At 62.5% G+C, this 26,145-nt stretch carries 27 protein-coding genes and 1 tRNA gene; 12 read left to right on the plus strand and 16 right to left on the minus strand.

Features of this window, described 5'->3' with window-relative positions:
- Nucleotides 1–93 precede the first annotated feature (93 nt).
- Nucleotides 94–169 (minus strand) — tRNA-Thr (locus V6767_RS00325).
- Between the two features lie 165 nt (nt 170–334).
- On the opposite strand from V6767_RS00325, the gene V6767_RS00330 reads away from it, so the two are divergent.
- Nucleotides 335–1,108, plus strand: a complete 774-nt coding sequence (locus tag V6767_RS00330; RefSeq protein WP_448471596.1) for an NAD kinase — start codon at nt 335–337, stop codon at nt 1,106–1,108.
- Between the two features lie 97 nt (nt 1,109–1,205).
- Nucleotides 1,206–2,801, plus strand: coding sequence for a hypothetical protein (locus V6767_RS00335; protein WP_448471597.1), 1,596 nt, complete (start codon nt 1,206–1,208; stop codon nt 2,799–2,801).
- A gap of 16 nt (nt 2,802–2,817) precedes the next feature.
- Here V6767_RS00335 and V6767_RS00340 read toward each other — a convergent pair whose 3' ends face one another.
- Nucleotides 2,818–3,411: an NUDIX domain-containing protein gene (locus V6767_RS00340; RefSeq protein ID WP_448471598.1), complete on the minus strand. Its 594-nt coding sequence runs from the start codon at nt 3,409–3,411 to the stop codon at nt 2,818–2,820.
- Nucleotides 3,412–3,509: 98 nt separating this feature from the next.
- On the opposite strand from V6767_RS00340, the gene V6767_RS00345 reads away from it, so the two are divergent.
- Together V6767_RS00345 and V6767_RS00350 are read left to right on the plus strand one after the other, a co-directional pair.
- On the plus strand, nt 3,510–4,397 hold the full coding sequence (locus tag V6767_RS00345; RefSeq protein WP_448471599.1) for a 23S rRNA (adenine(2030)-N(6))-methyltransferase RlmJ: 888 nt from the start codon (nt 3,510–3,512) through the stop codon (nt 4,395–4,397).
- The gene (locus tag V6767_RS00350; protein WP_448471600.1) at nt 4,394–4,996 is read left to right on the plus strand and encodes a glutathione S-transferase family protein; all 603 of its coding nucleotides are present in this window, start codon (nt 4,394–4,396) and stop codon (nt 4,994–4,996) included. Before V6767_RS00345 ends, V6767_RS00350 begins: the two co-directional genes overlap by 4 nt.
- A gap of 77 nt (nt 4,997–5,073) precedes the next feature.
- On the opposite strand, the gene V6767_RS00355 is transcribed toward V6767_RS00350, so the two are convergent.
- Nucleotides 5,074–5,718 carry an outer membrane protein gene (locus V6767_RS00355; RefSeq protein WP_448471601.1) on the minus strand — a complete coding sequence of 215 codons (645 nt, stop codon included), beginning with the start codon at nt 5,716–5,718 and terminating at the stop codon, nt 5,074–5,076.
- Nucleotides 5,719–6,018: 300 nt separating this feature from the next.
- Between V6767_RS00355 and V6767_RS00360 the strand changes: the two genes are divergently transcribed.
- The 6 genes from V6767_RS00360 to V6767_RS00385 all read left to right on the plus strand — a co-directional run bounded on the left by V6767_RS00360 (nt 6,019) and on the right by V6767_RS00385 (nt 11,054).
- Nucleotides 6,019–6,780: an SDR family oxidoreductase gene (locus V6767_RS00360; RefSeq protein WP_448471602.1), complete on the plus strand. Its 762-nt coding sequence runs from the start codon at nt 6,019–6,021 to the stop codon at nt 6,778–6,780.
- A complete protein-coding gene (uvrC, locus tag V6767_RS00365; protein WP_448471603.1) occupies nt 6,777–8,792 on the plus strand; it encodes an excinuclease ABC subunit UvrC in 2,016 nt (671 codons plus the stop codon). The genes V6767_RS00360 and uvrC overlap by 4 nt, the downstream gene beginning before the upstream one ends.
- Before the next feature lie 128 nt (nt 8,793–8,920).
- On the plus strand, nt 8,921–9,517 hold the full coding sequence (gene pgsA, locus V6767_RS00370) for a CDP-diacylglycerol--glycerol-3-phosphate 3-phosphatidyltransferase (protein WP_448471604.1): 597 nt from the start codon (nt 8,921–8,923) through the stop codon (nt 9,515–9,517).
- Nucleotides 9,514–9,768, plus strand: coding sequence for a molybdopterin converting factor subunit 1 (moaD, locus tag V6767_RS00375; RefSeq protein ID WP_448471605.1), 255 nt, complete (start codon nt 9,514–9,516; stop codon nt 9,766–9,768). The genes pgsA and moaD overlap by 4 nt, the downstream gene beginning before the upstream one ends.
- A gap of 4 nt (nt 9,769–9,772) precedes the next feature.
- Nucleotides 9,773–10,234 carry a molybdenum cofactor biosynthesis protein MoaE gene (locus V6767_RS00380; protein ID WP_448471606.1) on the plus strand — a complete coding sequence of 154 codons (462 nt, stop codon included), beginning with the start codon at nt 9,773–9,775 and terminating at the stop codon, nt 10,232–10,234.
- Nucleotides 10,235–10,346: 112 nt separating this feature from the next.
- Complete coding sequence (locus V6767_RS00385) at nt 10,347–11,054, plus strand: DJ-1/PfpI family protein (protein ID WP_292058409.1); 708 nt, start codon at nt 10,347–10,349, stop codon at nt 11,052–11,054.
- 277 nt (nt 11,055–11,331) lie between these two features.
- Here V6767_RS00385 and ndk read toward each other — a convergent pair whose 3' ends face one another.
- Together ndk and V6767_RS00395 are read right to left on the minus strand one after the other, a co-directional pair.
- Nucleotides 11,332–11,754 (minus strand): nucleoside-diphosphate kinase, encoded by a 423-nt coding sequence (gene ndk / locus V6767_RS00390; protein WP_448428602.1) that lies wholly within the window; start codon nt 11,752–11,754, stop codon nt 11,332–11,334.
- A 97-nt stretch (nt 11,755–11,851) separates the two neighbouring features.
- Nucleotides 11,852–12,520, minus strand: a complete 669-nt coding sequence (locus V6767_RS00395) for a glutathione S-transferase family protein (RefSeq protein ID WP_448471607.1) — start codon at nt 12,518–12,520, stop codon at nt 11,852–11,854.
- A gap of 143 nt (nt 12,521–12,663) precedes the next feature.
- On the opposite strand from V6767_RS00395, the gene V6767_RS00400 reads away from it, so the two are divergent.
- On the plus strand, nt 12,664–13,176 hold the full coding sequence (locus V6767_RS00400) for a DinB family protein (RefSeq protein ID WP_448471608.1): 513 nt from the start codon (nt 12,664–12,666) through the stop codon (nt 13,174–13,176).
- A gap of 44 nt (nt 13,177–13,220) precedes the next feature.
- Nucleotides 13,221–15,101: an ABC-F family ATP-binding cassette domain-containing protein gene (locus V6767_RS00405; protein WP_448471609.1), complete on the plus strand. Its 1,881-nt coding sequence runs from the start codon at nt 13,221–13,223 to the stop codon at nt 15,099–15,101.
- Nucleotides 15,102–15,111: 10 nt separating this feature from the next.
- On the opposite strand, the gene V6767_RS00410 is transcribed toward V6767_RS00405, so the two are convergent.
- The 11 genes from V6767_RS00410 to V6767_RS00460 all read right to left on the minus strand — a co-directional run bounded on the left by V6767_RS00410 (nt 15,112) and on the right by V6767_RS00460 (nt 26,119).
- Nucleotides 15,112–16,398 (minus strand): tetratricopeptide repeat protein, encoded by a 1,287-nt coding sequence (locus tag V6767_RS00410; protein WP_448471610.1) that lies wholly within the window; start codon nt 16,396–16,398, stop codon nt 15,112–15,114.
- Nucleotides 16,399–16,565: 167 nt separating this feature from the next.
- Entirely contained in the window at nt 16,566–17,489 is a 924-nt protein-coding gene (gene metF / locus V6767_RS00415; protein WP_448471611.1) for a methylenetetrahydrofolate reductase [NAD(P)H], read from the minus strand.
- Nucleotides 17,490–17,493: 4 nt separating this feature from the next.
- Complete coding sequence (locus V6767_RS00420; RefSeq protein ID WP_448471612.1) at nt 17,494–18,498, minus strand: ArsR/SmtB family transcription factor; 1,005 nt, start codon at nt 18,496–18,498, stop codon at nt 17,494–17,496.
- A gap of 443 nt (nt 18,499–18,941) precedes the next feature.
- Nucleotides 18,942–20,435, minus strand: a complete 1,494-nt coding sequence (locus tag V6767_RS00425; protein ID WP_448471613.1) for a LysM peptidoglycan-binding domain-containing protein — start codon at nt 20,433–20,435, stop codon at nt 18,942–18,944.
- A 130-nt stretch (nt 20,436–20,565) separates the two neighbouring features.
- Nucleotides 20,566–21,219, minus strand: coding sequence for a protein-L-isoaspartate(D-aspartate) O-methyltransferase (locus V6767_RS00430; protein WP_448428588.1), 654 nt, complete (start codon nt 21,217–21,219; stop codon nt 20,566–20,568).
- 17 nt (nt 21,220–21,236) lie between these two features.
- Nucleotides 21,237–21,995, minus strand: coding sequence for a 5'/3'-nucleotidase SurE (gene surE / locus V6767_RS00435; RefSeq protein WP_448471614.1), 759 nt, complete (start codon nt 21,993–21,995; stop codon nt 21,237–21,239).
- Nucleotides 21,996–22,002: 7 nt separating this feature from the next.
- On the minus strand, nt 22,003–23,286 hold the full coding sequence (gene serS, locus V6767_RS00440; RefSeq protein WP_448471615.1) for a serine--tRNA ligase: 1,284 nt from the start codon (nt 23,284–23,286) through the stop codon (nt 22,003–22,005).
- A gap of 85 nt (nt 23,287–23,371) precedes the next feature.
- A complete protein-coding gene (tatC, locus tag V6767_RS00445) occupies nt 23,372–24,190 on the minus strand; it encodes a twin-arginine translocase subunit TatC (RefSeq protein WP_448465639.1) in 819 nt (272 codons plus the stop codon).
- Nucleotides 24,187–24,735: a Sec-independent protein translocase protein TatB gene (tatB, locus tag V6767_RS00450; protein WP_448471616.1), complete on the minus strand. Its 549-nt coding sequence runs from the start codon at nt 24,733–24,735 to the stop codon at nt 24,187–24,189. The genes tatC and tatB overlap by 4 nt, the downstream gene beginning before the upstream one ends.
- Before the next feature lie 40 nt (nt 24,736–24,775).
- The gene (locus tag V6767_RS00455; RefSeq protein WP_448428578.1) at nt 24,776–24,991 is read right to left on the minus strand and encodes a twin-arginine translocase TatA/TatE family subunit; all 216 of its coding nucleotides are present in this window, start codon (nt 24,989–24,991) and stop codon (nt 24,776–24,778) included.
- A gap of 18 nt (nt 24,992–25,009) precedes the next feature.
- Nucleotides 25,010–26,119: an ABC transporter ATP-binding protein gene (locus V6767_RS00460; RefSeq protein WP_448471617.1), complete on the minus strand. Its 1,110-nt coding sequence runs from the start codon at nt 26,117–26,119 to the stop codon at nt 25,010–25,012.
- Nucleotides 26,120–26,145: the final 26 nt, after the last annotated feature.

Genomic DNA, 26,145 nt, shown 5'->3' on the forward strand with positions numbered 1-26,145 from the left:
CAAGCTTTTCCGGGCTTGGGCAAAATGGCGCCAGGGCGTCTCCCTGCCGGACGTGTCGATTTCGACGCCCTGGCGGTCACCCTGAAAGCGGCTTGGTGCCCCCGGCAGGATTCGAACCCGCGACCCTCTGATTACAAATCAGATGCTCTACCAACTGAGCTACAAGGGCATTGGGCATGCCAACTATCAGATTTGGTCCTGCTGTAAAACGAAAAAATCATCTATTTCGCCGCTATTTTGGCGCAGCCGGAAAGATCGGCGGCGCGAGGGGCTTGCAAATCGCGGCCCGCTCGGGTGATCTGGCCCCCGCGCCAAACCCGAACGGAAAAGCGATATGCCCAAGACCACACCCGCCCTGTGCTTTCTGTCTTCCGGAACCGAAGATGCCGAGGTGGCTTTAGCCGAACTGACACAGCTTTATGGCAATGTTGCGCCGGAAGAAGCGGATTACATCGTGGCGCTCGGCGGCGATGGCTTCATGCTGCAGACGCTGCACGAATACATGAACTCCGAAACCCCGGTCTACGGCATGAACCGCGGCTCCGTCGGCTTCCTGATGAATGAATACTCGACCGTCGATCTGCTGGGCCGTCTGGCGATCGCCGACATCAACGAGCTGCGGCCGCTGCGCATGACGACGCGCAACGCCGACGGAACCTCGTCGATCGCGCTGGCGATCAACGAGGTCTCGATGCTGCGCCAGTCACACCAGGCCGCCAAGCTGCAGGTCAGCGTTGATGGCAGGGTGCGCCTGCCGGAGCTCGCCTGCGACGGCATTCTGGTCGCCACACCCGCCGGATCGACCGCTTACAACCTCTCCGTCCACGGCCCGATCATCCCGCTGGAAGCCCCGCTTCTGGCGATCACCCCGGTCAGCGCCTTCCGCCCCCGGCGCTGGCGCGGCGCATTGCTGCCCAACACCGCCGTCGTCGATATCGTGGCACTGGAACCTGAAAAGCGCCTGGTCAACGCCTTCGCCGACCACACCGAGGTCAAGCACGTGCTCCATGTCCGCATCGAACAGGACCCCGACGCCCGCGCCAAGGTGCTCTCCGACCCGAACCGCTCATGGTCGGAACGGATTCTGGCGGAGCAGTTTTCCGACTGAGGCCATTTGCGCGACATCAAAGACATCGTCCTTCAACCATGAACAATGTGCGGTCGGAAGATAGCCGTCCTCCGGCAACGCGTTCATGGAGTGACATATGTCTGGCAGCAAGAGAATGCTTGTGGCGGTCCTGTCGCTTGTTGCGCTGGCAATCGTATCGGTTGCCGCGCTGGTCGGCCTTGAGATCAACCAGGTCAAGGCGATCTTCGCGGCTAATGAGGAACTGAAGGAAGAAGGATATTACCTTTCGCCCTTCGAGTTCGAATTGCTGAGCGTTTCCTACTATCTCGATACCGGGCAGTATCTTGCGGGTATTTCACGCCTGAACGAGATTCATCATGTGATGACGTCCAGAGAAGGACTTGTCAAAATACCTGCCTTCACCAGTCCGGATGAGAAGCTGGATTTCTACCGCAACCTTCAAAATCCCGAGACCGGCGCCTTCTATCCGAACGGCAGCGATCCGGTGGTTGCCTATATCGGCGTCACGGCGAATATGATCAACCTGATCGAGACGCTGTCCCTGGAGGCCGGCGAGCCGTTTTCGCTAGAATACCCTTTGGCGTTTCTCGACGAGATCGGCACGCCCGACCGGCTGACGGCCATGCTCGATGACGTGTCCCGCGTCGGCTGGATCGGACGAAAGATCAAGCCGGCCTTCGTCAGCGCGATCGAGCTTCAGGATCTCATCGAACAGGATGAACGGCTCGGCATCTATGGTTTCTCCGATGAGTGGAAACACGCATTCTATCAGTGGTTCTATGACAATCAGAACCCTAAGACCGGCCTTTGGGGGCCGCGCGACAGAAGCACCGGCGAAATGATCGGCGGCGGCGATATCGGTGACAGCGGCAAGATTATCAAGATGTTCGTCGATTCCGATGGCAACAATATCCACCCCGACATGCCGTTGCGCTATACCGACCGCATCTTCGCCTCGGCCATTGCCGGTCTCTCCCGGCCGATGCCCGACACACCCGACGGCCAGCACCGCTGGATCATCGACCAGGATCGCGGCTTCCGGTTTCTGACGCGATATGTCTGGAGCGATGCGACGGAAACGGAAAAGGAGACGGTAGGCGAACTGCTCGGGCATTTCGCGACGACGCGCTTCGCCCGGTATTACCTGCCGCAAGAAGGCGCTTTCTCCCTCTATCCCGATGCCGACCATGCCGACCTTGACGGCACGAGCGAAGCCGCCGGCATGCTCGACTATGCCGGCGAATTGTCGGCGGAGCGCCAGGCGGCGTTATGGGGCAGCCCCACCAAGACCATCCGCCGCCTCGAGCCGATGGTTGTCGAAGCCTTCGATAATGAGGCGCTGGCGCCGATAGCGGCTTCCGCCGATATTGTTTCCGTACGATTTTATGCCGAGGAACCGTCCGGCAATTTCACCGCCACGCCTCTGGCGATTCTCTATCCTCGCCCGCCCGTGGTGCGCGATACCGTCGACCTGGTCCGCAGAATGCGCGAATGGCTTGACGCAACCCCACAAGTCATGGGGAACTGGGGCAGGCGCGATGCGATCGTGGAACGGCTCGCGGCGACGCCGATCAGCCCGACGGCCCTCGTGCTCGGGGCCGGCGATATCGACGTGGTCGACGGGCTTCTTCAAGAGCACGGCATGCTTGTCGCCATCGGCTTCGACGCGCTGCAGGTGCCGCGCGCGCTGATGGTCTATGAGAAGGATTAGCGCACCCGCCCTTCTCTCACAGCCCGAAAACCTGACGGTTCATCGCCGCCCATTGCAGCATGATGATCGTCTTGGCGTCGCTGATCTCGCCGGAGGTGACCATTGCCATTGCTTCATCGAGCGTGAGCCTGACGATCTCGATGTCTTCGTGTTCATCGGCGAGACCGCCGCCATCTTCAACCCGCATGCCGCTGTCGGCGATTGCCGCGAAACAATGGACCACCTCGGTCAGTATCCCCGGCGCGGAGATCATGGCGCTGATGGGGATAAGCTCGTCCACCGCGTAGCCGGTCTCTTCCCGGGCCTCGCGGATCGCGGCCGCGCGCGGCGTCTCGCCGTCATCGACCAGACCGGCGGCGGCCTCGAGCAGAAAGCCGTCGCGGTTGCCCAGCGCGAAGACCGGAACGCGGAACTGGCGCACCAGCACGAACCTGCCGAGATCGCGGTCATAGACCAGAACGGAGGCTGCCTCCGGCCGCTCGCAGACCTCCCAGGACCGGTCGCTCTCGCGCCCCTGGCTGTCGCGGTAATGGAAAACATACTCGACGATCCGGCTCCAGCCTTCGAACAGCACGTTTTTCTGGAGGATTCGGGCGCGATCCGTGGTCATGGGGAAATCCTTGTTGAAAGCAGGCGGGCGGAGAGCCGCTTGTAAAGCGATGGCGAGACTCTTAATACCATCCCGGCCAAAGGCAATGCGAGGACGCGATGAATTACCGCCATATCTACCACGCCGGAAATTTCGCCGACGTCCTGAAGCACGCCGTGCTCGCCAATGTCATCGGCTATTTCGAGCGCAAGGAGGCCGCCTTCCGGGTTCTCGACACCCATGCGGGCATCGGCCAGTACGATCTTTCGAGCGGGGAAGCGGAAAGGACCGGCGAGTGGCGGGAGGGCATCGGCCGGCTGATTGACGCCGACCTGCCCGACAGTGTCGCGCCCCTGCTCGCCCCCTATCTCGATTGCGTGCGCGCGCTCAACCCGACTGTGGGGCCGAACGGCGGAATAAAATCCTATCCTGGGTCGCCGCGGCTTGCCCGCATGCTGCTTCGCAAGCAGGACCGACTGTCGCTGATGGAGCTGCACCCGGTCGATTTCGAGACGCTGCATGCGGCCTTCGACGGCGATTATCAGGTGCGCGCGACCCATCTCGACGGCTGGCTTTCGCTAGCCGGCCATCTGCCGCCCAAGGAGCGGCGCGGCATCGTGCTGGTCGATCCGCCCTTCGAGGAACCGGGCGAGTTCGATCGTCTCGCCGACGGTCTGGCGAAGGCCCACCGCCGATTCGCCACCGGCACCTATCTGCTCTGGTATCCGATCAAGAACGGCGCCCCGGTCGCCGCCTTCCATCAGAAACTGAAGCAACTGGCGATCCCGAAAATCCTCTGCGCGGAGCTTGTCGTCAAAAGCGAGCGCGACGCCGAGGGGCTTGCGGGCTCGGGCCTCGTTATCGTCAATCCGCCCTATACGCTGGCGGGCGAACTCGATATTCTGCTACCCTATCTGAAGACCTGCCTGGCGCAGGACCGTTTCGCCCGCGCCAAGAGCTTCTGGATCGCGGGCGAAACCGCCCTCGAGAAAGAAGACGGCCGATGAAACTGTTTTACGCCCCCGCCTCGCCCTTCTCCACCAAGGTGGTGATGGCGGCCCACCATCTGGGCATAGCGCTCGAACTCGTGCCGACGGCAACGCAGGACAATCCGGAGGACCTCCTGGTCGCCAACCCGCTCGGCAAGATCCCGACGCTGGTCACCGACGAGGGCGAGACCTTCTACGACAGCCGCACCATCATGCATTATCTGAACGCGATTGCCGGCGAGGATGCCCGCATCTATCCGCGCAGCCCGGAAAAGCGCGCGGCGGTGGAACGCACCGAGGCGCTTTGCGACGGCATCTGCGACGCCGCCATTCTGGTGATCTACGAGACGCGGTTTCGCTCGCCGGAGGCCTGGCACCAGCCCTGGGTCGACCGCCAGTGGGACAAGGTGCGCCGCGGGCTGGATCATCTGGATGCCCATCCGCCGAAATTCGGCAAGCGGCTCAATGCCGGCCATTTCGCGCTGGCGAGCCTGCTCGGCTATCTGATGCTGCGTTTTCCCGGCCAGTGGGAAGAGCACCGCGTGCGCCTCGTCAACTGGCCGGCGGCATTCGAGGAGCGCTTTCCCGATTACGGCCGTCTGCGCCCGCAGGCGTAGCCCGCCGCATTTTCCGCCCGAACGAAAAAAGGCCCGCCTTGCGGCGAGCCCCCCCTGCATCAGGCGTAGTCGGGTTCTCAGAAGTGAACGCCGAGACCGACCTTGACGGTGTTTTCCTGAAAGCCGCGTTCATAGGTCGCGCCGTTCAGCTTGAAATCCTGGTTGCCGTAATCGGTGTAGCGGTATTCCAGGCGAGCGGAGATATTGTCCGTCAGCATGGCTTCCGCACCGGCACCGGCCGTCCAGCCCCAGCCCATCTGCGTGTCCTTGTCGCCGGCCTGCTTGGCGACCAGCTTGGAACCGGCGAGACCGGCGGTGCCGTAAAGCAGAACCGGATCCATGGCGTAACCAACGCGGCCGCGCAGCGAGCCGTTGACGCCCTGTTCCATCTTCACGCTCGGGAACACGACTTCGCTCTGGTTCGAGGTGGCGAGGTCGGCTTCGACGCCGTAGACGATGTTGCCATTCTGCATGTTGTAGCCGCCGAACAGCGTGCCGCCCCAGCCATCGGCCTTGAAGTCGCCCTCGTCGAACGTGCCCCAGTCCCAGTTGGCGGCGCCGCCGAGATAGAAGCCGCTCCAGTTCGAAATCTTGGCCGGCGGCGCGTAGTTTACCGGGCTCGGCTCATAAGGCGTGGAGACGATGGCGTCTGCGGCCTGTGCCGCGCCAGCGCCTACCAGTACCGCCATCGCGACGGCGGTCGTCGTTTTGAAATTCCGCATCTTGTCTCTCCTTTTTGTGCTTCGCTATCGTATCTGCGCGTAAAGCACTTAAGAAATGAGATAGGCGCGATTAATTATGTTATCAATGCTTCCGCTGAACACCTCATATATATCGTTAATAATGAATTTATACAAAAATAAACTGAGAAAATCAGAGTTAATACATTATTTATATTCAAATCCGCCATATCGTTGCGTGGTCGCCGCTTCCGCCCCGCGCCGTAAGCGCGCCAACTTCCACTTGGTTGTTGCTGCGACAAGACGATATAAGCTTCGCAACGCCGTCCAAAGGATCGACATATGCAGCAAAACCCGCGCTCCAGAACCGTTCTTGTCACCGGCGGCGCGAAAAGACTTGGCCGCGCCATCGCCGAGGGCATGGCCAATTACGGCTTCAATGTGGCAATCCATGCCAATCGGAGCGTCGCAGAGGCGGAATCGCTCGCGCAATCGCTGCGTGAGACCGGAATTGACGCGCGGGTTTTCAAGGCTGACCTTCTCGACGGCGACCAGACGGGCGGGCTGGTCGAGGCCGTGAATGATGCGATGGGGCCGGTCGATATTCTGGTCAACAACGCCTCGCTGTTCGACGACGACGCGGCCGCGCATTTTGACACCGACCGGTTCGATCGCCATTTCGCGATCCATGTGAAGGCGCCGCTGATCCTGGCGGAGCATTTCGCAAATCAGACGGAAGACGGCCTGATCGTCAACATGATCGACCAGCGGGTCTGGGCGCTCACGCCGCGCTTCTTCAGCTACACGCTGTCCAAGAGCACGCTCTGGACCGCGACGCAGACCATGGCGCAGGCCTTCGCGCCGAACATCCGGGTCAACGCCATCGGCCCCGGCCCGACGCTGAAAAACATTCGCCAGAACGACGAGGATTTTGAAAGCCAGATCGGAACGCTTATCTTAAGGCGAGGACCGGCGCTGTCGGAGTTCGCGGCGACGATTCGCTATCTCTACGAAACGCCCTCGATCACCGGCCAGATGATCGCGCTTGATGGCGGGCAGCACCTGGCCTGGGAAACACCGGACGTAACGGGTATCAATGAATGACACGCAACGCGCCTGACGGCGGCATTGTCTACGACGAAAAAGATGACGACGACGGCCTGCCGGAGGTCGCGGTGCCCTCGCCCGACGCGATCCAGTGGAATGACGCGGCGAGCGAAGAGCACGCGCTGAAGGGCGCTGAGCTGATCGCCGAATTCGTCAAGCGCCTGCCGAATGCGCCCGGCGTCTACCGCATGTTCAACGCCAATGGCGACGTGCTCTATGTCGGCAAGGCGCGCTCGCTCAAAAAACGCGTCACCAATTACGCGCAAGGCCGCGGCCACTCCAACCGCATCACCCGCATGATCGCCCAGACCGCGCATATGGAATTCGTCACCACAAGGACGGAAACCGAAGCGCTACTGCTGGAAGCCAATCTTATCAAACGGTTGCGGCCGCGCTTTAATGTTCTGCTACGCGACGACAAGTCATTTCCCTATATCCTGATCACCGGAGACCACGAGGCCCCCGCCTTGTTCAAGCATCGCGGCGCGCGCGCCCGCAAGGGCGATTATTACGGCCCCTTCGCGTCGGCCGGCGCCGTCGGGCGCACCATCAATGCCATGCAGCGGGCCTTCCTGATCCGGTCCTGCACCGACAGCGTCTATGAAAGCCGCACGCGCCCCTGCCTGCTTTACCAGATCAAGCGCTGCGCCGCGCCCTGCACCGGCGAGATATCGAAAGAGGGCTATGCCGAGCTTGTCGACGAGGCCCGCGCCTTTCTATCGGGCAAGAGCAAACAGGTTCACGCCGAACTCGCCGATGCGATGAATGCGGCCTCCGAAAACCTCGATTTCGAACGCGCGGCGATCTATCGCGACCGGCTGTCCGCGCTTTCCCATGTGCTCGGCCACCAGGGCGTCAACCCGGCCGGGATCGAGGAGGCGGATGTGTTCGCGATCCACAATGAGGGCGGGCTCTGCTGCATTCAGGTGTTTTTCTACCGCACCGGCCAGAACTGGGGCAATCGCGCCTATTTCCCGAAGGCCGATCCATCGCTGACCGGCGCGGAAATCCTGAACGCCTTCCTGGCGCAGTTCTATGACGACAAGCCGATCCCGAGGAACATATTCTTGTCGGAGGAGATCGAGGAGCAGGCGCTGCTGGAACTGGCGCTTTCGGAGCGCGCCGAGCGCAAGGTGCAGATCACCGTGCCGAAGCGCGGTGAAAAGCGCGAGGCGGTCGAGCACGGCCTTGCCAATGCCCGCGAGGCCCATGGCCGCAAGCTTGCCGAGACCGCGACGCAATCCCGCCTGCTGGAAGGCTTCGCCGAAACCTTCGGCTTGCCCCATCCGCCGCGCCGGATCGAGGTCTACGACAACTCCCATATCATGGGCACCAATGCTGTCGGCGGCATGATCGTCGCCGGTCCCGATGGTTTCGTGAAGGCGCAGTATCGCAAGTTCAACATCAAATCGACCGAGATCACCCCCGGCGACGATTTCGGCATGATGCACGAGGTCATGACCCGCCGGTTCGCAAGGCTGATCAAGGAGCACGGCATTCCCGACCGCAGTGCTGCGCCGGAGGGCGACGGAGAAGCCCCCTTCCCCGCCTGGCCGGACGTGATCCTGATCGACGGCGGACAGGGGCAGATGTCGGCGGTGCGCAAGATCCTCGAAGATCTCGGCATCACCGAGGCGGTCACCGCCATCGGCGTCGCCAAGGGCGCCGACCGCGAGGCCGGCCGCGAGCGCTTCTTCGTGACGGGCCGGCCCGATTTCTCGCTGCCGCCGCGCGACCCGGTGCTTTACTTCATCCAGCGCCTGCGCGACGAGGCCCATCGCTTCGCGATCGGCTCCCACCGGGCGCGGCGGAAGAAGGAGATGGTCAGGAACCCGCTCGACGAAATCGCGGGAATCGGGCCGTCGCGCAAGCGCGCGCTGCTGCAGCATTTCGGCTCGGCCAAGGCGGTTTCGCGCGCGGGGTTGTCGGACCTTGCCGGCGTCGACGGGATTTCGGAGGCGATGGCGCGGCTGATCTACGACCATTTTCACGAAGGCGGCGGCAAATGACGGCCGGCTTTCGGAGATTCTGAAAACCTGTCACAGGTTTAATGCCGCGCTGCATTGACCGCGGGGTTGCATTGGAAGCATCTTGCGGCGGGGCGCGACCGGCCCGCCCGAGCACACGGAATGACGCGATGGCATCGAAAGCTTACAACCTACCCAACCTCCTGACCTATGGGCGCATTCTGGCGGTTCCGCTGATCGTGCTCTGCTTTTTCCTGGAAGGAAAGCTTTCAAGCTCGGATTTCGCCCGCTGGGCGGCGCTCACGATCTTCCTGATCGCCTCGATCACCGATTTCTTCGACGGCTATCTGGCGCGCGCCTGGAACCAGACCTCCAATATCGGACGCATGCTGGACCCGATCGCCGACAAGCTGCTGGTCTCGACCTGCCTGCTGCTGCTGGCCGCCGATGTCGAGCGCACCATTGCCGGCTGGTCGCTGTGGGCGGCGATCATCATCCTGTGCCGCGAGGTGCTGGTCTCGGGCCTGCGCGAATATCTGGCCGGCCTCAAGGTCTCGGTTCCGGTCACCCGCATCGCCAAGTGGAAGACCACCTTCCAGATGGTGGCGATCGGCCTGCTGCTGGCGGGTCCCGCCGGCGACAAGGTGCTCCCCTACACCACCCATCTCGGCATCGTGCTGCTCTGGGTCGCGGCCGCGTTGACGATGTATACCGGCTACGACTATTTCCGCGCCGGGCTGAAACATGTCGTGGAGGCGGAGCGATGACCAGGCTCGTCTATTTCGCATGGGTGCGCGAGCGGATCGGGACCGGCGAGGAGGAAGTGGATATTCCGGCCGAGGTGACGGACGTCGCCGGCCTTCTCGCCTTCCTGCAGGCGCGCGGCGACAATTATGCAGCAGCCCTTGCCGAACCGGAGGTGATCCGGGTCGCGCTCGACAAGTTCCATGCCGAGCATGACGCCCCGATTGCCGGCGCGCGCGAGATCGCATTGTTTCCCCCGATGACAGGCGGGTAAGGCAATGCAGATCACACCGAAGATCAGGATACAGGCTGAAGCCTTTGATATTGCTTTCGAAATTGACGATATCGCAAGAGGCCGCGCCGACATCGGAGCAACGGTGAGCTTCACCGGCCACTGCCGCGATGAGGGCGGCAGGCTTGAGGCGCTGGAGCTCGAGCATTATCCCGGCATGGCCGAGGAGGAGATTGCCCGGATCGGCGCTCAGGCGATCGACCGCTTCGGCCTGCTGGGCCTGACGGTGATCCACCGGTTCGGTCGCATGCTGCCCGGCGATCCGATCGTGGTTGTGATTGCCGCCGCCAGCCACCGCCAGGCCGCCTTCGACGGCGCATCCTTCGTCATGGATTTCCTGAAGACCGACGCGCCGTTCTGGAAGAAGGAACATCTCAAGGATGGCGGCTCCGGCGAATGGGTCAGCGCCCGCGAACAGGACGACCATGCCCGCGACCGCTGGCAATAAAACGGTCACGATCTTGCTGTAGAAGCGCGATTGCAGGGCTTGCCCGAATTGTAAATCGCTCTATCCTGCGGGACAACTCTTTCAATCGATTTACTGCGCGACGAGGACCGCCATGCCCGCCAATGCCGCTTCCATAGATGTCGGCTTGATCATGTATCCAGGCCTGACCCAGCTGGATCTGTTCGGCCCCGCCGACGTTCTCAATCGCATGCCGGGCACCAACATCAAGTTCCTCTGGAAGAACCTAGATCCGGTGATTGTCGACCGCGGCCTGCGCGTTCTGCCCAACACCACCTTCGGCCAGTGCCAGAGCCTCGATATCGTCTGCGTCCCCGGCGGCCCCGGCCAGATCGCGCTGATGGATGACGACGAGACGCTGAACTTCCTGCGGCGGATCGCGCCGGGCTGCCGGCTGGTGACCTCGGTTTGCACCGGTTCGCTGGTGCTGGGCGCGGCGGGCCTGCTGGAGGGCTACCGCGCCACCTCGCACTGGACCTCGGTCGAGCAGCTCGCTCTGTTCGGCGCCAAGCCGGTGCATGAGCGCGTGGTGGTGGATCGCAACCGCATCACCGGCGCCGGCGTCACCTCCGGCATCGATTTCGCCCTGCGCGTGGTGGAGGACATGACCGACCGGGCCACCGCCCAGCAGATCCAGCTGCAGATGGAGTACGATCCCGAGCCGCCCTATCGCTGCGGCACGCCGAAAACCGCGCCGCCGGAGATCGTCGACGCCGTCAGGGCGCGGCTCCACATGTTCCAGTCCAGCCGCCGTTCCGCCAGCGAACGCGCCGCCGAACGCCTGGCCGCACGCAAGGGCTGACAAGAAAAGCCCGCGCTGAGCCGCGGGTCAGACTGCTGACAAAGCAACAGGCTTTGACCATCATGTGTCATCGCCCCTTCGTTCTTGTGTCATGCTCGGACTTGATCCGAGCATCCAGGCGGTAAGACACTGAATTTGCAAAGATTTATAACGCGCGCCTCCCGGGCGGCCTGGATCCTCGGGTCAAGCCCGAGGATGACCCGGAATGTGGGATACGTTTGTCAACAAAAAACCCGCGGGCAAGCCGCGGGTTCTGAAAGTCGGTTCGGCCGGTAAATCAGCCGACGATTTCGGTTTCGGAGAACCAGAAGGCGATTTCGCGCTTGGCGGTTTCCGGCGCATCCGAGCCGTGAACCGAATTCTCGCCCATGGACAGCGCGAAGGTCTTGCGGATCGTGCCCTCATCGGCCTTTTCCGGGTTGGTCGCACCCATGATCTCGCGGTTCTTCAGCACGGCGTTTTCGCCTTCCAGAACCTGAACGATGGTCGGACCCGAGCACATGAACTCGACGAGCTCACCGAAGAACGGACGCTCCTTGTGCTCGGCGTAGAAGGCTTCCGCCTCGCGCTTTGCCATCCATACCCGCTTGGAGGCGACGACGCGGAGGCCGTTTTCCTCAAAAACCTTGGTGATCGCGCCGGTCAGGTTGCGCTTGGTGGCATCCGGCTTGATCATCGAAAAAGTGCGTTCAATCGCCATGTCGTCGTCCTTTGCGTTCATGAAATTTGGCCGGTGTATAAAGCGGTTTCGGCCAGAATGGAAGCAGGCGGACACGACGAATTTGTTCAGGCGTCGATTATGACGTTTGGGTGAAGCCCTGGCAGCGCTCGAACCAGTTCATCACCGGGTCGTTGGGATCGAGAAGCCCCGGATTGCCGGTGAGGAAGGCCCATTGCAGCGCGCCGAAGACGATGTAATCGGCAAATAGCGGCTCGCTGCCGCCGATGAAGGGTTGGTTCTTCAGCATCACCCTCAGCGGCTTCAGCTTGTCGGCGAAAGTGGCGATTTCCGCCTCGCGCCCGGTTGCGACCTCTTCCAGCGTGGCTCCCAGACGGACCTCCCGGCTTTCGCGGAAATAGGCCTGGTCGACTGGTCCCAGCATGTCATGAATATTCTTGACCGCGATCCGGGTGATGGCGGGATGCAGCGTTGTTTGTGCATAGGCCTCGACGAACCGCGCCATGCCGGCCCCGCCCTCGCCCTTGAACAGCGACGGCGCGTCCGGATAGGTCTGTTCCAGATAAAGCGCAATCGCGAAACTGTCGGCAATCAGCTTGTCGCCGTCCCTCAGGATCGGCACGGTTTTCGAAAACCCGTTCTCCAGCTTCGCGATCTCGGTGAAGCCGACGGGCTTTTCCTCAAAGTCGAGCCCCTTGTGTCTGAGGGCCAGGATAATTTTCCAGCAATGGGGGGAAAAGCGGATGTCCGGATCCGCGCCGCAAAGAGTGTAGAGAATACGAGCCATGGATGAGTTCCTTCCGTCCTGGGAGCAAGCCTAGCAAGTTTATCGATGATGACTCATGAAACTTGTTTCTGTCACCCATCAAAATTTGGCGCTGGTTTGCGACGAAGGCCGCGTTATTCTCGCGCAAAAGAACGGAGAAAGAGATGTTGCAGCACTACCGCAGGTTCGCCGCTTACAATGCCTGGGCCAACCGCCAGATTTATGACATTGTGGCCAGGCTTTCGGACGAGGAATACCGACGCGATCTCGGCGCGTTCTTTCCCTCCGTGCATGCAACGCTCAACCATGTGCTCTATGCCGACGGTGTGTGGATGACGCGGTTTGCGGGCAAGGACACCGGCCCGGTTCTGCTCGACACCATCCTGTTCGATGATTTCAGCGCGTTAAGGGCGGCGCGCGCGGCGATGGACGAGAATATCATCGGCTTCATCGACGGGCTTGAAAGCGTGGAAGGAACATTTTCCTATCAGCGCGGCAACCCGCCCAAGACCTATACCGACCGGCTCGGCACCACGCTCGCGCATTTCTTCAATCACCAGACCCACCACCGCGGCCAGGTGCATATGATGCTGACCGCGCTGGGCCGGCCGTCGCTGGCGCTGGACATGATCTATTTCCTGCGCACCCCGGAAGGGCGCGCGCTCGACGAGGCCTGAAGCAGCGCTTGCCAAGCGGACTTGTTTCAGACAAAACCGCTGGCATGATCTCGATATCCGACCTTACCGTCCGCGTCGCCGGACGCCTGCTCATCGAAAACGCCTCCGTTTCCATCCCCGACGGGATGAAGGCCGGGCTTGTGGGGCGCAATGGCGCCGGCAAGTCGACGCTGTTTCGCGTGTTGACCGGCGCGCTTGCGCCCGAAACCGGCACGGTGTCGCTGCCCAAGCGCGCGCGCATCGGCCAGGTGGCGCAGGAGGCGCCCGGCACGGAAGATCCGCTGATCGATATCGTGCTCGCCGCCGACAAGGAGCGCGCCGCCCTGCTTGCCGAGGCAGAGACGGCCGCCGATCCCGACCGTATCGCCGAAATCCACACACGGCTTGCCGATATCGACGCCCATTCGGCCGAAGCGCGCGCGGCCAGCATTCTCTCCGGCCTCGGCTTCGACGAGGCCGCCCAGAAGCGCCCCGCCTCGTCGTTTTCCGGCGGATGGCGCATGCGCGTGGCGTTGGCGGCGGTGCTGTTTTCCGAGCCCGACCTGCTGCTGCTCGACGAGCCGACCAACTATCTCGATCTCGAGGGCACGCTCTGGCTTGAAGACTATATCCGCCGCTATCCCTACAGCGTGATCATCATCTCGCATGACCGCGATCTGCTGAACACCGCGGCCAACGCCATCGTCCATCTCGACCAGAAGAAGCTGACCTTCTATCGCGGCTCCTACGACCAGTTCGCCCGCCAGAAGGCCGCGCAGGACGAGTTGCAGATGAAGGCGCATGCCAAGAACGAGGCCCAGCGCAAGCATCTGCAAAGCTTCATCGACCGGTTCAAGGCCAAGGCCTCCAAGGCCCGCCAGGCGCAAAGCCGGGTCAAGGCGCTGGAGCGGATGGGCACGGTTTCCGCCGTGATCGAGGATCACGTCCAGGGATTCTCCTTCCCCGCGCCGGAAAAGATACCCGCCTCCCCGATCGTCGCGATCGAGGACGGCGCGGTTGGCTATGCGCCGGGCAAGCCGATCCTCACCGGGCTCAACCTGCGCCTCGACAATGACGACCGAATCGCGCTGCTTGGCGCCAACGGCAACGGCAAGTCGACCTTCGCGAAATTCATCTCCGGCCGGCTGAAGCCGGAAAGCGGCACGCTGAAGCTTGCGCCCGGTCTCCTGACCGGCTTCTTCGCCCAGCACCAGATCGATGACCTCGTGCCGGAAGAAAGCGCGATCGCCCATGTGCGCAAGCTGATGCCGACCGCCCCCGAGCCGAAGGTGCGCGCGCGCGTGGCCCAGATGGGGCTTGCGACGGAAAAGATGGACACCCCCGCCCTCGATCTTTCCGGCGGCGAGAAGGCGCGGTTGCTGATGGGCCTTGCCGCCTTCCACGCGCCCAACCTGCTGATCCTCGACGAGCCGACCAACCACCTCGACATCGACAGCCGCAACGCGCTGATCCAGGCGCTGAACGACTACCCCGGCGCGGTGATCCTGATCTCGCATGACCGTCACCTGATCGAGGCCACCGTCGACCGGCTGTGGCTGGTCCATGACGGCACGGTGAAGAATTATGAAGGCGACCTTGAGGACTACCGCGAGCTGATCATCTCCGGAGGCAAGCCGAAGGCGACAAAGGCGCCGGTGGAGGATACCCGCTCGAAAGCCGAGCAGCGCCGGAGCGCTGCCGACCGGCGCGCTTCGCTCGCGCCGCTGAAGAAGCAGATCGATCTGGCCGAGAAGAAGACGGCGAAGATCGAGGCGATCATCGCCAAGCTCGACGCCGATCTCGCCAATCCCAAGCTCTATACCCAGTCGCCCGAAAAGGCGAAGGTAATGATCCAGGCGCGCGCCAACGCGGCGGCGGAGCTTTCCAAGGTCGAGGAGGAATGGCTCGCGCTGTCGGCGAAATACGAAGCCGGCATGGCGGACTGACTGACAGCCGCTACCCGCCTGCCCAACCCGGCGGCGGCAGCAGCACGACGCGCATATCCTTGCCGAGGCGCTTCAGATAGGGCTGCGGCAGATAGTCGATGACCTTGCCGTCTTTTGCCACGCTGGCGTATCGACAGACCCGGCGCGCATCCGGCGCGCCCGGCGGCGCCTTGATGCGTTCCTGTAATTCCCATACAATTTTGGTGCCGTCGGGTACCTCGACGGGTATCGGTTGAATGAAGCCACCATTGGCCACGTTGGCACCGATATGAGCATCTCCTGCGGCGCGCCCGTCACGATGGGGCTGGCCACCCATGAAGCCGAACAGAGAATCATGGTTCAAAAGGCTCTTTCGGGCATAGGGCCAGACATGTTCGCGTAGAAAATACTGATCGGCGAAATGGGCCGAGGCCAAAGGTTTCTGAAGATAATGCGCGACCATGGGAGCAAGGGGGGGTAAGGCCCCGGCCGTCACGCCCCACAGACCGGCATGCAAAAGCTCGGTATGGGTATGCCAGTCGCGAATGTGGTGAAATTGCTTTCCGCTTGCGACCCATTCATTGACGAAAACCCGTTCGCGCTGTGAAATCAACGAGTCGGCATCGCGAAACAACACGCGATGTATGCCTGGAATATCGGCGGCAGCAAACCGCCACATCGTTCCCGGCCACGCGCGCAATGAGCCATCAACGACGTGGATTTCCGCGCCCTCCCCTTTGAGCCGTTCGACTATCTCCGGCGGCACGGTTTCGTTGACGTAAAACAGGCATGTCCAGTGCGGGTAGACCTTTGCCTGCGCTTTCGCATTGAGCACCGCCGTCTCGCAATAGCGCGCCCGGTTGCCGAAAAGACTGAAGGCGATCAAGTTGCGCGCGCGCGTCTCATTGGAAGGCGGCGGCGGCAGGGGCGCGCCGGTGCAATCGACCTCTGGCTCCCGGGTGAAGGCCCGGTCCCTGAGCTCCAACGCCTTCAGCCCCCACTGTCGCACAGCATCGTAATCGCCCTTTTCGCCATAGGCATGGGAAAGCGCATCAAAGGCGATGAAATTGTCCGGGGTAACCGCAAGTGACCGTTTTGCAAAATCGATGGCCTCGTCCAGATGATCGAGCCGGAGATGGCAGACGGCGATGTTTGACAGGACCGCCGGATTTTCCGGCTGGATCGACAGCGCCTGCGTTGCGATCCCCAGAGCCGCATCATACTGCCCGGCATTATAGGCCGCGAGGTAACGCGGCCAGAGCTGGCTGAGCAGGTTCGTATCGACAGGTTTCCCCAGATGGCCAACGCCTGTATTCATTATCTGCACCACGACAATGTTTCGCGGAAACCAGAATACAGAAACAAACAGGATAGTAAACTTCCTGCATAAACAGCACTTTTATTTAGAAATCTCTTTTATTACACATAAATATTCAAAATTACTAATGAAGAAGACAGGATTATATAGGCCGAGCCGGCGAACATTCAGCCTGCACGTCCCACCGCCTCCCGAACAAAACCTGTCCCCGCTTTTTCGGAAGGCTCGATGCCGAGGCGTTTGAATACCGCGATCAGCAGCTTGGAGCGGTTCATCGTGTAGAAATGGAACTCGGAAATACCGCGCCTTTGCAGATCGAGCACCTGCTCGGCGGCGATATCGGCGGCCACCTCGAAATGGGCCGCGGGATCGTCCACCAGGGTTCCCAGCCGCTTTTCGAGGAAATCCGGGATGCTCGCCCCGCACATCGCGGCGAAGCGCTTGAGCTGGTTGAGGTTTTGCACCGGCATGATGCCGGGCAGAACCGGAAGGGTTATGCCGGCCCTGCGGACGTCGTTCAGGTAGTCCTCGAACACGTCATTGTCGAAGAAGAACTGGGTCAGGGCGCGGTCGGCCCCGTTGTCGGCCTTGGCCTTCAGCATGGCGATATCGGCGGCGCGATCGGTGCTTTCGGGATGTTTTTCCGGATAGGCGGAAACCGAGATATCGAAATCGTCGATCGCCTTCAGCCCGGCCACCAGCGCGGCAGCATTGGCGTAGCCGCCGGGATGCGGGCGGTAGGCAGCGCCGACGCCATCCGGCGCATCGCCGCGCAGGGCGACGAAGCGTTTCACGCCGGCATCGCGGAACCGGCGGATCACATCATCGACCTCGCCGCTGGTGGCCTTGACCACCGTCAGGTGCGAGGCGGTGACCAGATCTGTCTCATCGATCAGGCGCTTGACGGCGTCGAAGGTCGGGGCCTGGCTGGATGCGCCGGCGCCATAGGTGACGGAGACGAAGGCGGGATCATAGGCAGAGAGCGCCTGAACCGCCCGCCACCAACCTGCGGCGGCGTCCTCGCTTTTGGGCGGAAAAAATTCGAACGAATACTCGATCGGCCGCGTCAGCGCGCCGGTTCCATCGGTCATTGCCTCAGACACTCCTCGCAAAAGTCTTTTCATTGCCGCCGGCCACCAGCAGACGGGGATCGCGCGCAAGCCACACCGTCACCGTCAGGGAAGGCTCGCTTGCAGCCGCGAAGGGAAGATCAATCACCTTTTCCACATCCAGCCCGGCTGCCTGCATCCAGTCTTCCATCGCCTGGTGGGAAAAGCCGAGACGCAGATGCGCATGGTCGGCGCGCAGATATTCCAGGTCATGCGGCGCGAAATCGATGACCGCCAGCCGCCCGCCCGGCCGCATCACGCGCGCGGCCTCCGCGATCGCTTCGTCCGGGTTTTCAAGGAAATGCAGCACCTGGTGGATGATCACCAGATCAAAATCCTCGCTTTCAAGCGGCAGGTTCAGGATATCGCCGAGCCGGACAACGGCGCGGGTCAGGCCCTCGGCATCGAGATTGGCGCGGGCAACGGCCAGCATGTCGCGACTGGAATCGATGCCGACGGCGCGGCGATAGACATCCTTCAGCAATAGCAGCATGCGCCCTGTGCCTGTGCCGAGATCGAGCATGTTCTGAACGGGCTTATTGTCGATCAGGCCCACGAGGCATTCTTCCACCTCGGCCTCGGAAATGTGAAGGCGGCGCATCTGGTCCCACTCGCCGGCATGCTGGGCGAAATAGGCCTCGGCCTTTTCCGCCCGCGCCTGCTTGACCGCCGCAAGGCGGGCCATGTCGCGCTCCAGCGCCGAATCCTCCAGCGATGCATGGGCGAGAATCTGGCGCACGAGACGCGCGGGCGGACCTTCGTCGCGAAGCCGGAAATAGGCCCACGCCCCCTCCTGATACCGATCGATCAGGCCGGCTTCGGAAAGCAGCTTCAGGTGGCGCGAAATGCGCGGCTGCGACTGGCCGAGAATATCGGTAAGATCGGAAACCGTGAGGTCGCCCGCCGAAAGCAGCGCGATCAGCCTCAGCCGCGTGGGCTCGCCCACCGCCTTCAGCACCTCCACCATGGTCTCCAAATCGAATTTCGCCATCGCCCGACTTTCATCAAGATATAAAGATGTCTTTATATTGCCTGCGCGGTTTGCGCAAGCCCGCTGATGAAGCATGGTACAATAGCACAGCAGCGCTGCCCACCATCGCGAGGCGGCGTCAGCGAAACAGCGAACCTGATTGGCCGGCAAATTGCCCGGACAAGCAAAACAGCGCCCCTCGGCGCCGCCAGTTTTCTGACAAACACTGCCCCATATTCCGGGTCATCCTCGGGCTTGACCCGAGGATCCAGGCCGCCCGGAAGGGGCTTGCCATAAGTCTTCGCAAATTCAGTGACTTAAATCACCTGGATGCTCGGTTCAAGTCCGAGCATGACCCAAGACGAGGGGCCGACGACATACGATGGTCAAAGCCTCGGCTTTGTCAGCAGTTTGACGGCGTCGTTCAGTGCCCTGCAGCTGCCTCGCATTTCAATGTCGGCTTCTCAGCCGTTCAGGAACGGCATCGGGTCGACGGCGGTGGTGTTGTCGCGGACCTCGAAGTGAACCATGGGGCGCTGCGCCTTGCCGCTCATGCCGGAGGTGGCGATGGTCTGGCCGCGCTGGACGCTGTCGCCGCGCTTGACCTTCAGTTCTTCCGCATAGCCATAGACCGTCACCCGCCCGTCGTCGTGGCGGATCAGGATGGCGTTGCCATAATCGGAGAGCCCGTCATCGGCATAGACCACGACGCCGTTTTCGGCGGCCTTGATCGGCGTGCCCTGGGGAACCGAAATGTCGATGCCCTCGGAAATATCGTCGCCATATGGCTGGCCGAACCCGACAACCACCGCGCCCTTGACGGGCCAGCGATAGGTGGCGATGCCGGTGCCTTCCGGCACCTCCTCGCCCGCATCGGAACGAACGGCAACCTCTTCCACGACGGCCGTCGTCTCGGCAGCCGGCGGCTGATAAGGCTTGGGGCTGTCGGCGGTCTGAGCGGTCTTGTTGACCGGGGTGGTCGGCGCGGCGGCAGCCGTTTGCACCGGCGCGGTCGTCTGGGCCGGCGCGCCCTTGCTCGGAATGACGAGCTTCTGGCCGATGCGGATATTGGCCGACGACAGGCCGTTTGCCGCCTTCAGCGAATCGACCGTGACGCCATAGGATTTCGCGATCGTGTAGAGGCTGTCGCCGCTCTTGACGGTGTAGCTGTTGCCATCGCCGCTCTCGCCATTGCGGGCGGCGGAGGCCGTGCTGGTCGCCTCCACGCTCTGGCGCTCGCGCACGCCCGCCGTTCCCGGCAGAACCGCGACGCGCTGGTCGGGCGTATCGGAGGGGAGCTGCGTCGGCGCGGCCGGTGGTAGGCCCTGGGTCTGGCTTGCCGACTTGGCAACCGAGGGCTGCGTGGAACCCACTGGGACAACGAGAACCTGGCCGGGGCGCACCTGAGAGGCGCTGGTAAGGCCGTTCAGCCGGAGGATTTCCTGCTCGCTGACGCCATTGCGGCTGGCGAAGGCGGAAAGCGATTCGTCCGAGCGCATCATCACGCGACGCGTCGCCACATCCTGCGTGCTTGAGGGAAGCGTGCTCGGCGCGCCTACGGCGGCCGGCTGCGGCGCGGGATTGGCCGGCTGGGCGAGCGCCGCTGTCTGCGTTGGCGCTGCCGGCGGCGGCAGCGTGTTGCTCTGCACCGTCACCGGCGTGGTCGCCATGCGCGCGCCCGAACCGGCGGTGGTCGCGGTATTGATCGGCTGGTTGCTGTAGACGGCCTGGCCGGACGAGGCCGATGGCAGGCTCTGATACCCGCCGCCGCCACCGACATTGGCTGGGGGCACAAGCTGCTGATATTGCGGAACGACCGAGCCGGTGGTCATCGTGTCCGGCCCATTGCTGAGGCGCGAGGTTTCAGAACTGCACCCGGCGGCCAATATGGCCAGCGACGAAACGAGCAGTACGCCTTGTGTTGCTTTGCCGACTTCCGGCAGCCCAGAAATACGCATGAACCGACCCTGTACGCTTGAACTCTTTACTGCACCGGTTTTAACCACATCAGAGTTACCGCACGGTTAAAGCCGGCAGCGAAGCGCGAAATTGAGGGACGAAAACGCCGGTCAGCCTGAGAATGAGGCGCTAAAGGGCCTTTGAGAGGCCGCGCTCGGCGGCAAGATACGGCACCTCGAACAGGTCCTCACGTTCGAACCGGCTGCCGATTCGCGTCATGCGCACCATCAGCGGCCGCGCGCCTTCCCGGATCAGCGGCGCCATGATGACGCCGTTGGAGACAAGCTGCTCCACGCGGGCGCGGGGAATTTCAGGCAGCGCGACAGTATAGAGGATACGGTCGAATGTGCCCTCGCCGCTCATGCCCTCACGGCCATCGGCCTGGCGCACGACGACGCGTTGCAGCGAAAGTTCGGCAAGACGCCGACGCGCGAGATCGGCGAGCGTGCGGTAGCGCTCCACCGTCAGCACCCGCTCGGCGATGCGGCCCATGATCGCGGCGGTATAGCCCGAGCCCGTACCGACCTCGAGCACGCGCTGACCGGGCTTGACCTTGAGGATATCGATCAGGCGGATAGCGAGATCGGCGCTTTCCATGAACGCCCCGCATTCGATCGGCACCGAACGGCCGCTATAGGCATAGGGCGAAAGATGCGAGGGCGTGAACAGCGAGCGCGGCGTGGCCTCGACCGCCGACAGCAGGTCAAGATTGGTGACGCCTCCGGCGCGAAGGCGCATGACAAGCGCCGCAAACCCTTCCCGTTCCTGAAGCTTCGTCGCCACCGCCATCCCTCTTCACATCAACCGAGCGCAGCCTTGATCCTGTCGCGAACCGCATGGTCGGTCAAGTCGAGCTTCAGCGGCGTGACCGAGAGATAATTCTCGCCGATCGCCTGCAGGTCGCTGTCATCGGCAAAGGCGCTGAGGCGCTCGCGGAAGGTCAGCCAGTAATACGGCAGCCCGCGGCCATCGGTGCGCCTGTCGACCGAGAGACCCGACTCGAGCTTGCCCTGCGCGGTCACCCGCACGCCCTTGACTTCCTCGGGCGCGCAGCACGGGAAATTGACGTTCAGGAAGGTGCCGTCGGGCAGGTCGAGCGTCAGCAGCTTGTCGATCAACTCCGGGGCGTGGCGTTCGGCCACCTCCCAGGGGAAATAGCGCCGTCCATCATCGTAATTGCCGGTCTGGCTGAGCGCGATCGAGCGGACGCCCTGCATCGTGCCCTCAATCGCCGCGGCGATCGTGCCGGAATAGGTGACGTCGTCGGCCATATTGGCGCCGGAATTGATGCCGGAGAGGATCAGGTCCGGCGGCTCGGGCAGCACCTCGCGCACGGCCATGATCACGCAATCGGTCGGCGTGCCGCGCAGCGCATATTCCTTCTCGCCCATCTGGCGCAGCCGCAAGGGCTCCGAGAGCGTCAGCGAATGGGCAAGGCCGCTCTGGTCGGTTTCCGGCGCCACGGTCCAGACGTCGTCGGAAAGCTGGGCGGCAAGGGATTGCAGCACGGCAAGGCCGGGGCCGTGAATGCCATCGTCATTGGTCAGCAGAATGCGCATGTCGCTCTCACTTCGCCTTCTCTATGCGGGTCATGCCGCCCATATAAGGCACCAGTGCCTCCGGAACCGTGACGGAACCGTCCTCGTTCAGGTAATTCTCGACGACGGCGATCAGCGCGCGGCCAACGGCCACGCCGGAGCCGTTCAGCGTGTGCACGAAGCGGGTCTGCTTCTCCTCCTTGCCGCGATAGCGCGCATTCATGCGCCGCGCCTGGAAATCGCCGCAGACCGAGCAGGACGAGATTTCGCGATAGGTATCCTGCCCCGGCAGCCAGACCTCGATGTCATAGGTCTTGCGCGCGGAAAAGCCCATATCGCCAGTCGAAAGCGCCATGACGCGGTAATGCAGGCCGAGCTTCTTCAGCACGTCCTCGGCCGCCGATGTCATGCGCTCCAGCTCATCAAGCGAACTGTCGGCATCGGTGATCGAGACCATCTCGCATTTCAGGAACTGATGCTGGCGCAGCATGCCGCGGGTGTCGCGGCCGGCCGAGCCCGCCTCGGAACGGAAGCAGTAGGTGAGCGCCGAATAGCGCAGCGGCAATTCCTCAGCCGGCAGGATCTCGCCCGCCACCAGATTGGTAAGCGGCACTTCCGCCGTCGGGATCATCCAGCGATCCTCCGAGGCCTTGAACAGATCCTCGGAAAATTTCGGCAACTGGCCGGTTCCGAACAGCGCCTCGTCGCGCACCAGAAGCGGCGGGCTGACCTCGAGGTAGCCGTGCTCGCTGGTGTGCATGTCGATCATGAACTGGCCGAGCGCGCGCTCCAGCCTTGCGAACGCGCCGGTGAGCACCGTGAAGCGCGAGCCCGACAGCTTCGCCGCCCGCTCGAAATCCATGCCGCCGAGCGCCTCGCCAATTTCGAAATGCTCCTTGGCGGCGTGGTTCCAGCCGGGCTTTTCGCCCCAGCGGCGGACTTCGACATTGGCCTCCTCGTCGTCGCCGACCGGCACATCGTCGAGCGGCACATTGGGGATGCCGGCGAGAAGATCGTCGAGCGCCGCCGTGGCCTCGCGCTCCTCGGCCTCCAGCGTCGGCATCGCGGTCTTGATTTCCGAGACCTCGGCCTTCAGCTTTTCGGCAAGCTCCGTATCTTTCTTGCCCATCGCGATGCCGATCTCCTTCGACGCGGCGTTGCGGCGGGACTGCATTTCCTGGAGGCGTTGCACCACGGAGCGGCGCTTCTCATCCAGATCGACGATTTCTGCGGCAAGCGGCCTGGCGCCGCGCGCGGCCAGCGCCTTGTCGAGCGCCTCCGGGTTTTCGCGAATCCATTTGATATCGAGCATGATGAAGCTTCCAGAAAAATAAAAGGGGCGCCGGTCGATTTCCCGGCGGCCCTCTTGTGCCCAACTCATATCGAAAGCGCAAGGACTAAGCCTCGTCCTCTTCCGAGGCGCTCTCTTCCTCTGCCGCTTCGACGCGCTTGCGCTCCACGATCCGCGCCGCATAGATCGCGACCTCGTAGAGAAGCACGGTCGGAAGCGCGAGACCGAGCTGCGAAAGCGGATCGGGCGGGGTCAGCACGGCGGCGATGATGAAGGCGATCACGATCGCGAATTTGCGCTGCTTGCCAAGCCATTCCGACGAGACAAGCCCGACGCGCGCCATCAGCGTGGTGACCACCGGCAACTGGAACACCAGGCCGAAGGCCAGCACCAGCGACATGATCAGGCTCAGATATTCCGACACCTTCGGCAGCAGCGAAATCGCCACCTCCCCCTCTCCCGCGGATTGCTGCATGCCGAGGAAGAACAGCATGACCACCGGGATCAGGAAGAAATAGACGATGGCGCCGCCGATGATGAACAGGATCGGAGATGCGACAAGAAACGGCAGAAAGGCCGAACGTTCGTTCCTGTAAAGACCGGGGGCAACGAAACTGTAGACCTGGAAGGCGATCACCGGAAAGGCCAGCAGCAGGCCGCCGAACAGTGAGATCTTGATCTGGGTGAAGAAGAATTCCTGCGGCGCGGTATAGATGAGCTGCATCTTCTCCGGATCGTGTCCGGACCACATCACCGCCCATTTATAGGGCAGCACCAGAATGTTGAAGAGATCCTTGGCGAAGGCGAAACAGAGCAGGAAGCCAAGGAAGAAGGCCACCAGCGACCAGACAAGGCGCTTCCTGAGCTCGATCAGGTGCTCGACAAGCGGCTGCGGCTTGTCGTCGATATCATTGTTCGCGCTCATCGCCCGCTCCTGCGTCCACCGGACGATTTCGATTTGACCGGCCTGGGTGCAGCCTTGAAGCCGGGCCTGTGGCTGATGAGCTTTTCGTCCCGGGGCTTCGAGACCAGCGTCGGCTCATCCTTCTTCGCCGCCGCCTTGTCGAACGCGTTGACGGAGGAGACATCGGGGTTTGTGCCGGGCGTGGGATAGGACGCCTTCTTCAACTCCGGCCCATCGGCTTTGGGTTTCGGCTTGTTGTCCAGCGCGGTCGATTTTTTGAGATCGTTGTCGATATCCCGCGCGGTCTGTCGCAAAGGATTGATCGCGTCGCGCAACTGATTGGCGGGATTGATTTTTCTGACGTCCCGGATCGCCGTCGAGACGTCTTCCATATCCGCCTCTTTCAGCGCATCGTCCATCTGGGAGCGGAAATCGGACGCCATGCGCCGGAACTTCGTCATGGTCTTGCCGAAGGTTCTCAGCACATGCGGAAGTTCGCGGGGCCCGACGACAACGACCAGCACGATCGCCACGACCAAGAGCTCGGTCCAGCCAATGTCAAGCATTCACATTCTCCTGCGGCCAGCCGTTGCCGGCTGCCCGGCATCAGCCCTGCTTGGTCTCGTCTGCCCTGTGCTCAACAGTGTGCTCGACGGTCTTGTCCTTGTCCGCCGGCTTTTCGTCGTCGTCCGAAATGCCCTTCTTAAAGCTCTTGATGCCCTTGGCGACATCGCCCATGAGTTCGGGAATCTTGCCGCGGCCGAAAAGCAGCACGACAATCGCCAGAATGATGAGCAGCTGCCAGATACCGAGATTACCCATAACCAAATCTCCTGTTACTTAGGTGTCTCTGGTGTAAGGCGTTTGCTCGCGATTTTCAAATACCAAAATAGTCTGATCGTCGACTTCGACAAAAACCCGTTCCGCGCCCTCGCCGATCGCGCCGGCGGAAACGCTGGCATCGAGAACATACGGCGTGCTCTCGATCCTCAGCCGGAACAGTTCCTCGGTCCCGAGAAAGCGGCGTTCGAGCACCTCTGCCGGCTGGCCGGAAAGCGTCGCCTCCGCACTCAGCCGGATATCGCCGGGGCGGATCGCGATCGTGACAGGACCATTGGCCATGGCGACGGCCAGCGGACGATTGCCAAACGGGGTCTCGACCCTTCCCGCTTCAACTTTTCCATCGAAGCGATTGATTTCAGAGAAGAAAGAGGCGGCGAACAGGCTCTCGGGCCGGGAAAACAGCGCGCGCGGCGTGCCCGTCTGCACCAGATATCCGTCCTTTAGCAAGGCGATCCTGTCGGCCACGCCCATTGCCTCGCCGGGGTCATGGGTGACGATCATGACGGTCGCGCCGGTCTCGCGCAAAACGCCGAGCGTTTCGGCCCGCACCTGATCCTTCAGCCTCGAATCGAGGCCGGAAAACGGCTCGTCCATCAACAGCACGGAAGGGCGCGGGGCGACGGCGCGCGCAAGCGCCACCCGCTGCTGCTCGCCGCCCGACAGCATATGCGGATATTTGTCGCGGTAGCCGGCAAGCCCGACGCGCGCCAGCGCCTCGCCGACGGCGGCCTGGCGGGAGGCTTTCGGCAGGCGCTGCAGGCCGAAGGCGACATTGTCGGCGACCGTCATATGCGGAAACAGCGCGAAATCCTGAAACATCAATCCGATGCCGCGTTGCTCCGGCGGCAGGAAAGTCGAGGGCCCTGTCACCTCGACGCCATCGATCAGCAATCGACCGTGATGCGGCTGCTCAAGGCCAGCGGCAATGCGCAGAAGCGTGCTCTTTCCCGATCCCGAAGGCCCCAGCAGGCACAGGACCTCGCCGGGCGCGGCCGACAGCGACACGCCCTTGACGACGTCGCCCTGGCCATAGCCGTGGCGGATATCTTCGAAACCGAGCCGCGCGGTCAGACCGCTCTCGGCTACAGGACGCCGGGCAAAATTCATCGCCGCTCCAGAACGTTTTGCCTCGC

This window comes from Martelella sp. FLE1502 (assembly GCF_053484255.1).

Excerpts from the sequence above, each read along its gene's own strand:
- V6767_RS00330 (WP_448471596.1), top strand. The coding sequence starts at position 335 with ATGCCCAAGACCACACCCGCCCTGTGCTTTCTGTCTTCCGGAACCGAA.
- V6767_RS00335 (WP_448471597.1), top strand. The coding sequence starts at position 1,206 with ATGTCTGGCAGCAAGAGAATGCTTGTGGCGGTCCTGTCGCTTGTTGCG.
- V6767_RS00340 (WP_448471598.1), bottom strand. The coding sequence starts at position 3,411 with ATGACCACGGATCGCGCCCGAATCCTCCAGAAAAACGTGCTGTTCGAA.
- V6767_RS00345 (WP_448471599.1), top strand. The coding sequence starts at position 3,510 with ATGAATTACCGCCATATCTACCACGCCGGAAATTTCGCCGACGTCCTG.
- V6767_RS00350 (WP_448471600.1), top strand. The coding sequence starts at position 4,394 with ATGAAACTGTTTTACGCCCCCGCCTCGCCCTTCTCCACCAAGGTGGTG.
- V6767_RS00355 (WP_448471601.1), bottom strand. The coding sequence starts at position 5,718 with ATGCGGAATTTCAAAACGACGACCGCCGTCGCGATGGCGGTACTGGTA.
- V6767_RS00360 (WP_448471602.1), top strand. The coding sequence starts at position 6,019 with ATGCAGCAAAACCCGCGCTCCAGAACCGTTCTTGTCACCGGCGGCGCG.
- uvrC (WP_448471603.1), top strand. The coding sequence starts at position 6,777 with ATGACACGCAACGCGCCTGACGGCGGCATTGTCTACGACGAAAAAGAT.
- pgsA (WP_448471604.1), top strand. The coding sequence starts at position 8,921 with ATGGCATCGAAAGCTTACAACCTACCCAACCTCCTGACCTATGGGCGC.
- moaD (WP_448471605.1), top strand. The coding sequence starts at position 9,514 with ATGACCAGGCTCGTCTATTTCGCATGGGTGCGCGAGCGGATCGGGACC.
- V6767_RS00380 (WP_448471606.1), top strand. The coding sequence starts at position 9,773 with ATGCAGATCACACCGAAGATCAGGATACAGGCTGAAGCCTTTGATATT.
- V6767_RS00385 (WP_292058409.1), top strand. The coding sequence starts at position 10,347 with ATGCCCGCCAATGCCGCTTCCATAGATGTCGGCTTGATCATGTATCCA.
- ndk (WP_448428602.1), bottom strand. The coding sequence starts at position 11,754 with ATGGCGATTGAACGCACTTTTTCGATGATCAAGCCGGATGCCACCAAG.
- V6767_RS00395 (WP_448471607.1), bottom strand. The coding sequence starts at position 12,520 with ATGGCTCGTATTCTCTACACTCTTTGCGGCGCGGATCCGGACATCCGC.
- V6767_RS00400 (WP_448471608.1), top strand. The coding sequence starts at position 12,664 with ATGTTGCAGCACTACCGCAGGTTCGCCGCTTACAATGCCTGGGCCAAC.
- V6767_RS00405 (WP_448471609.1), top strand. The coding sequence starts at position 13,221 with ATGATCTCGATATCCGACCTTACCGTCCGCGTCGCCGGACGCCTGCTC.
- V6767_RS00410 (WP_448471610.1), bottom strand. The coding sequence starts at position 16,398 with ATGAATACAGGCGTTGGCCATCTGGGGAAACCTGTCGATACGAACCTG.
- metF (WP_448471611.1), bottom strand. The coding sequence starts at position 17,489 with ATGACCGATGGAACCGGCGCGCTGACGCGGCCGATCGAGTATTCGTTC.
- V6767_RS00420 (WP_448471612.1), bottom strand. The coding sequence starts at position 18,498 with ATGGCGAAATTCGATTTGGAGACCATGGTGGAGGTGCTGAAGGCGGTG.
- V6767_RS00425 (WP_448471613.1), bottom strand. The coding sequence starts at position 20,435 with ATGCGTATTTCTGGGCTGCCGGAAGTCGGCAAAGCAACACAAGGCGTA.
- surE (WP_448471614.1), bottom strand. The coding sequence starts at position 21,995 with ATGCGCATTCTGCTGACCAATGACGATGGCATTCACGGCCCCGGCCTT.
- serS (WP_448471615.1), bottom strand. The coding sequence starts at position 23,286 with ATGCTCGATATCAAATGGATTCGCGAAAACCCGGAGGCGCTCGACAAG.
- tatC (WP_448465639.1), bottom strand. The coding sequence starts at position 24,190 with ATGAGCGCGAACAATGATATCGACGACAAGCCGCAGCCGCTTGTCGAG.
- tatB (WP_448471616.1), bottom strand. The coding sequence starts at position 24,735 with ATGCTTGACATTGGCTGGACCGAGCTCTTGGTCGTGGCGATCGTGCTG.
- V6767_RS00455 (WP_448428578.1), bottom strand. The coding sequence starts at position 24,991 with ATGGGTAATCTCGGTATCTGGCAGCTGCTCATCATTCTGGCGATTGTC.
- V6767_RS00460 (WP_448471617.1), bottom strand. The coding sequence starts at position 26,119 with ATGAATTTTGCCCGGCGTCCTGTAGCCGAGAGCGGTCTGACCGCGCGG.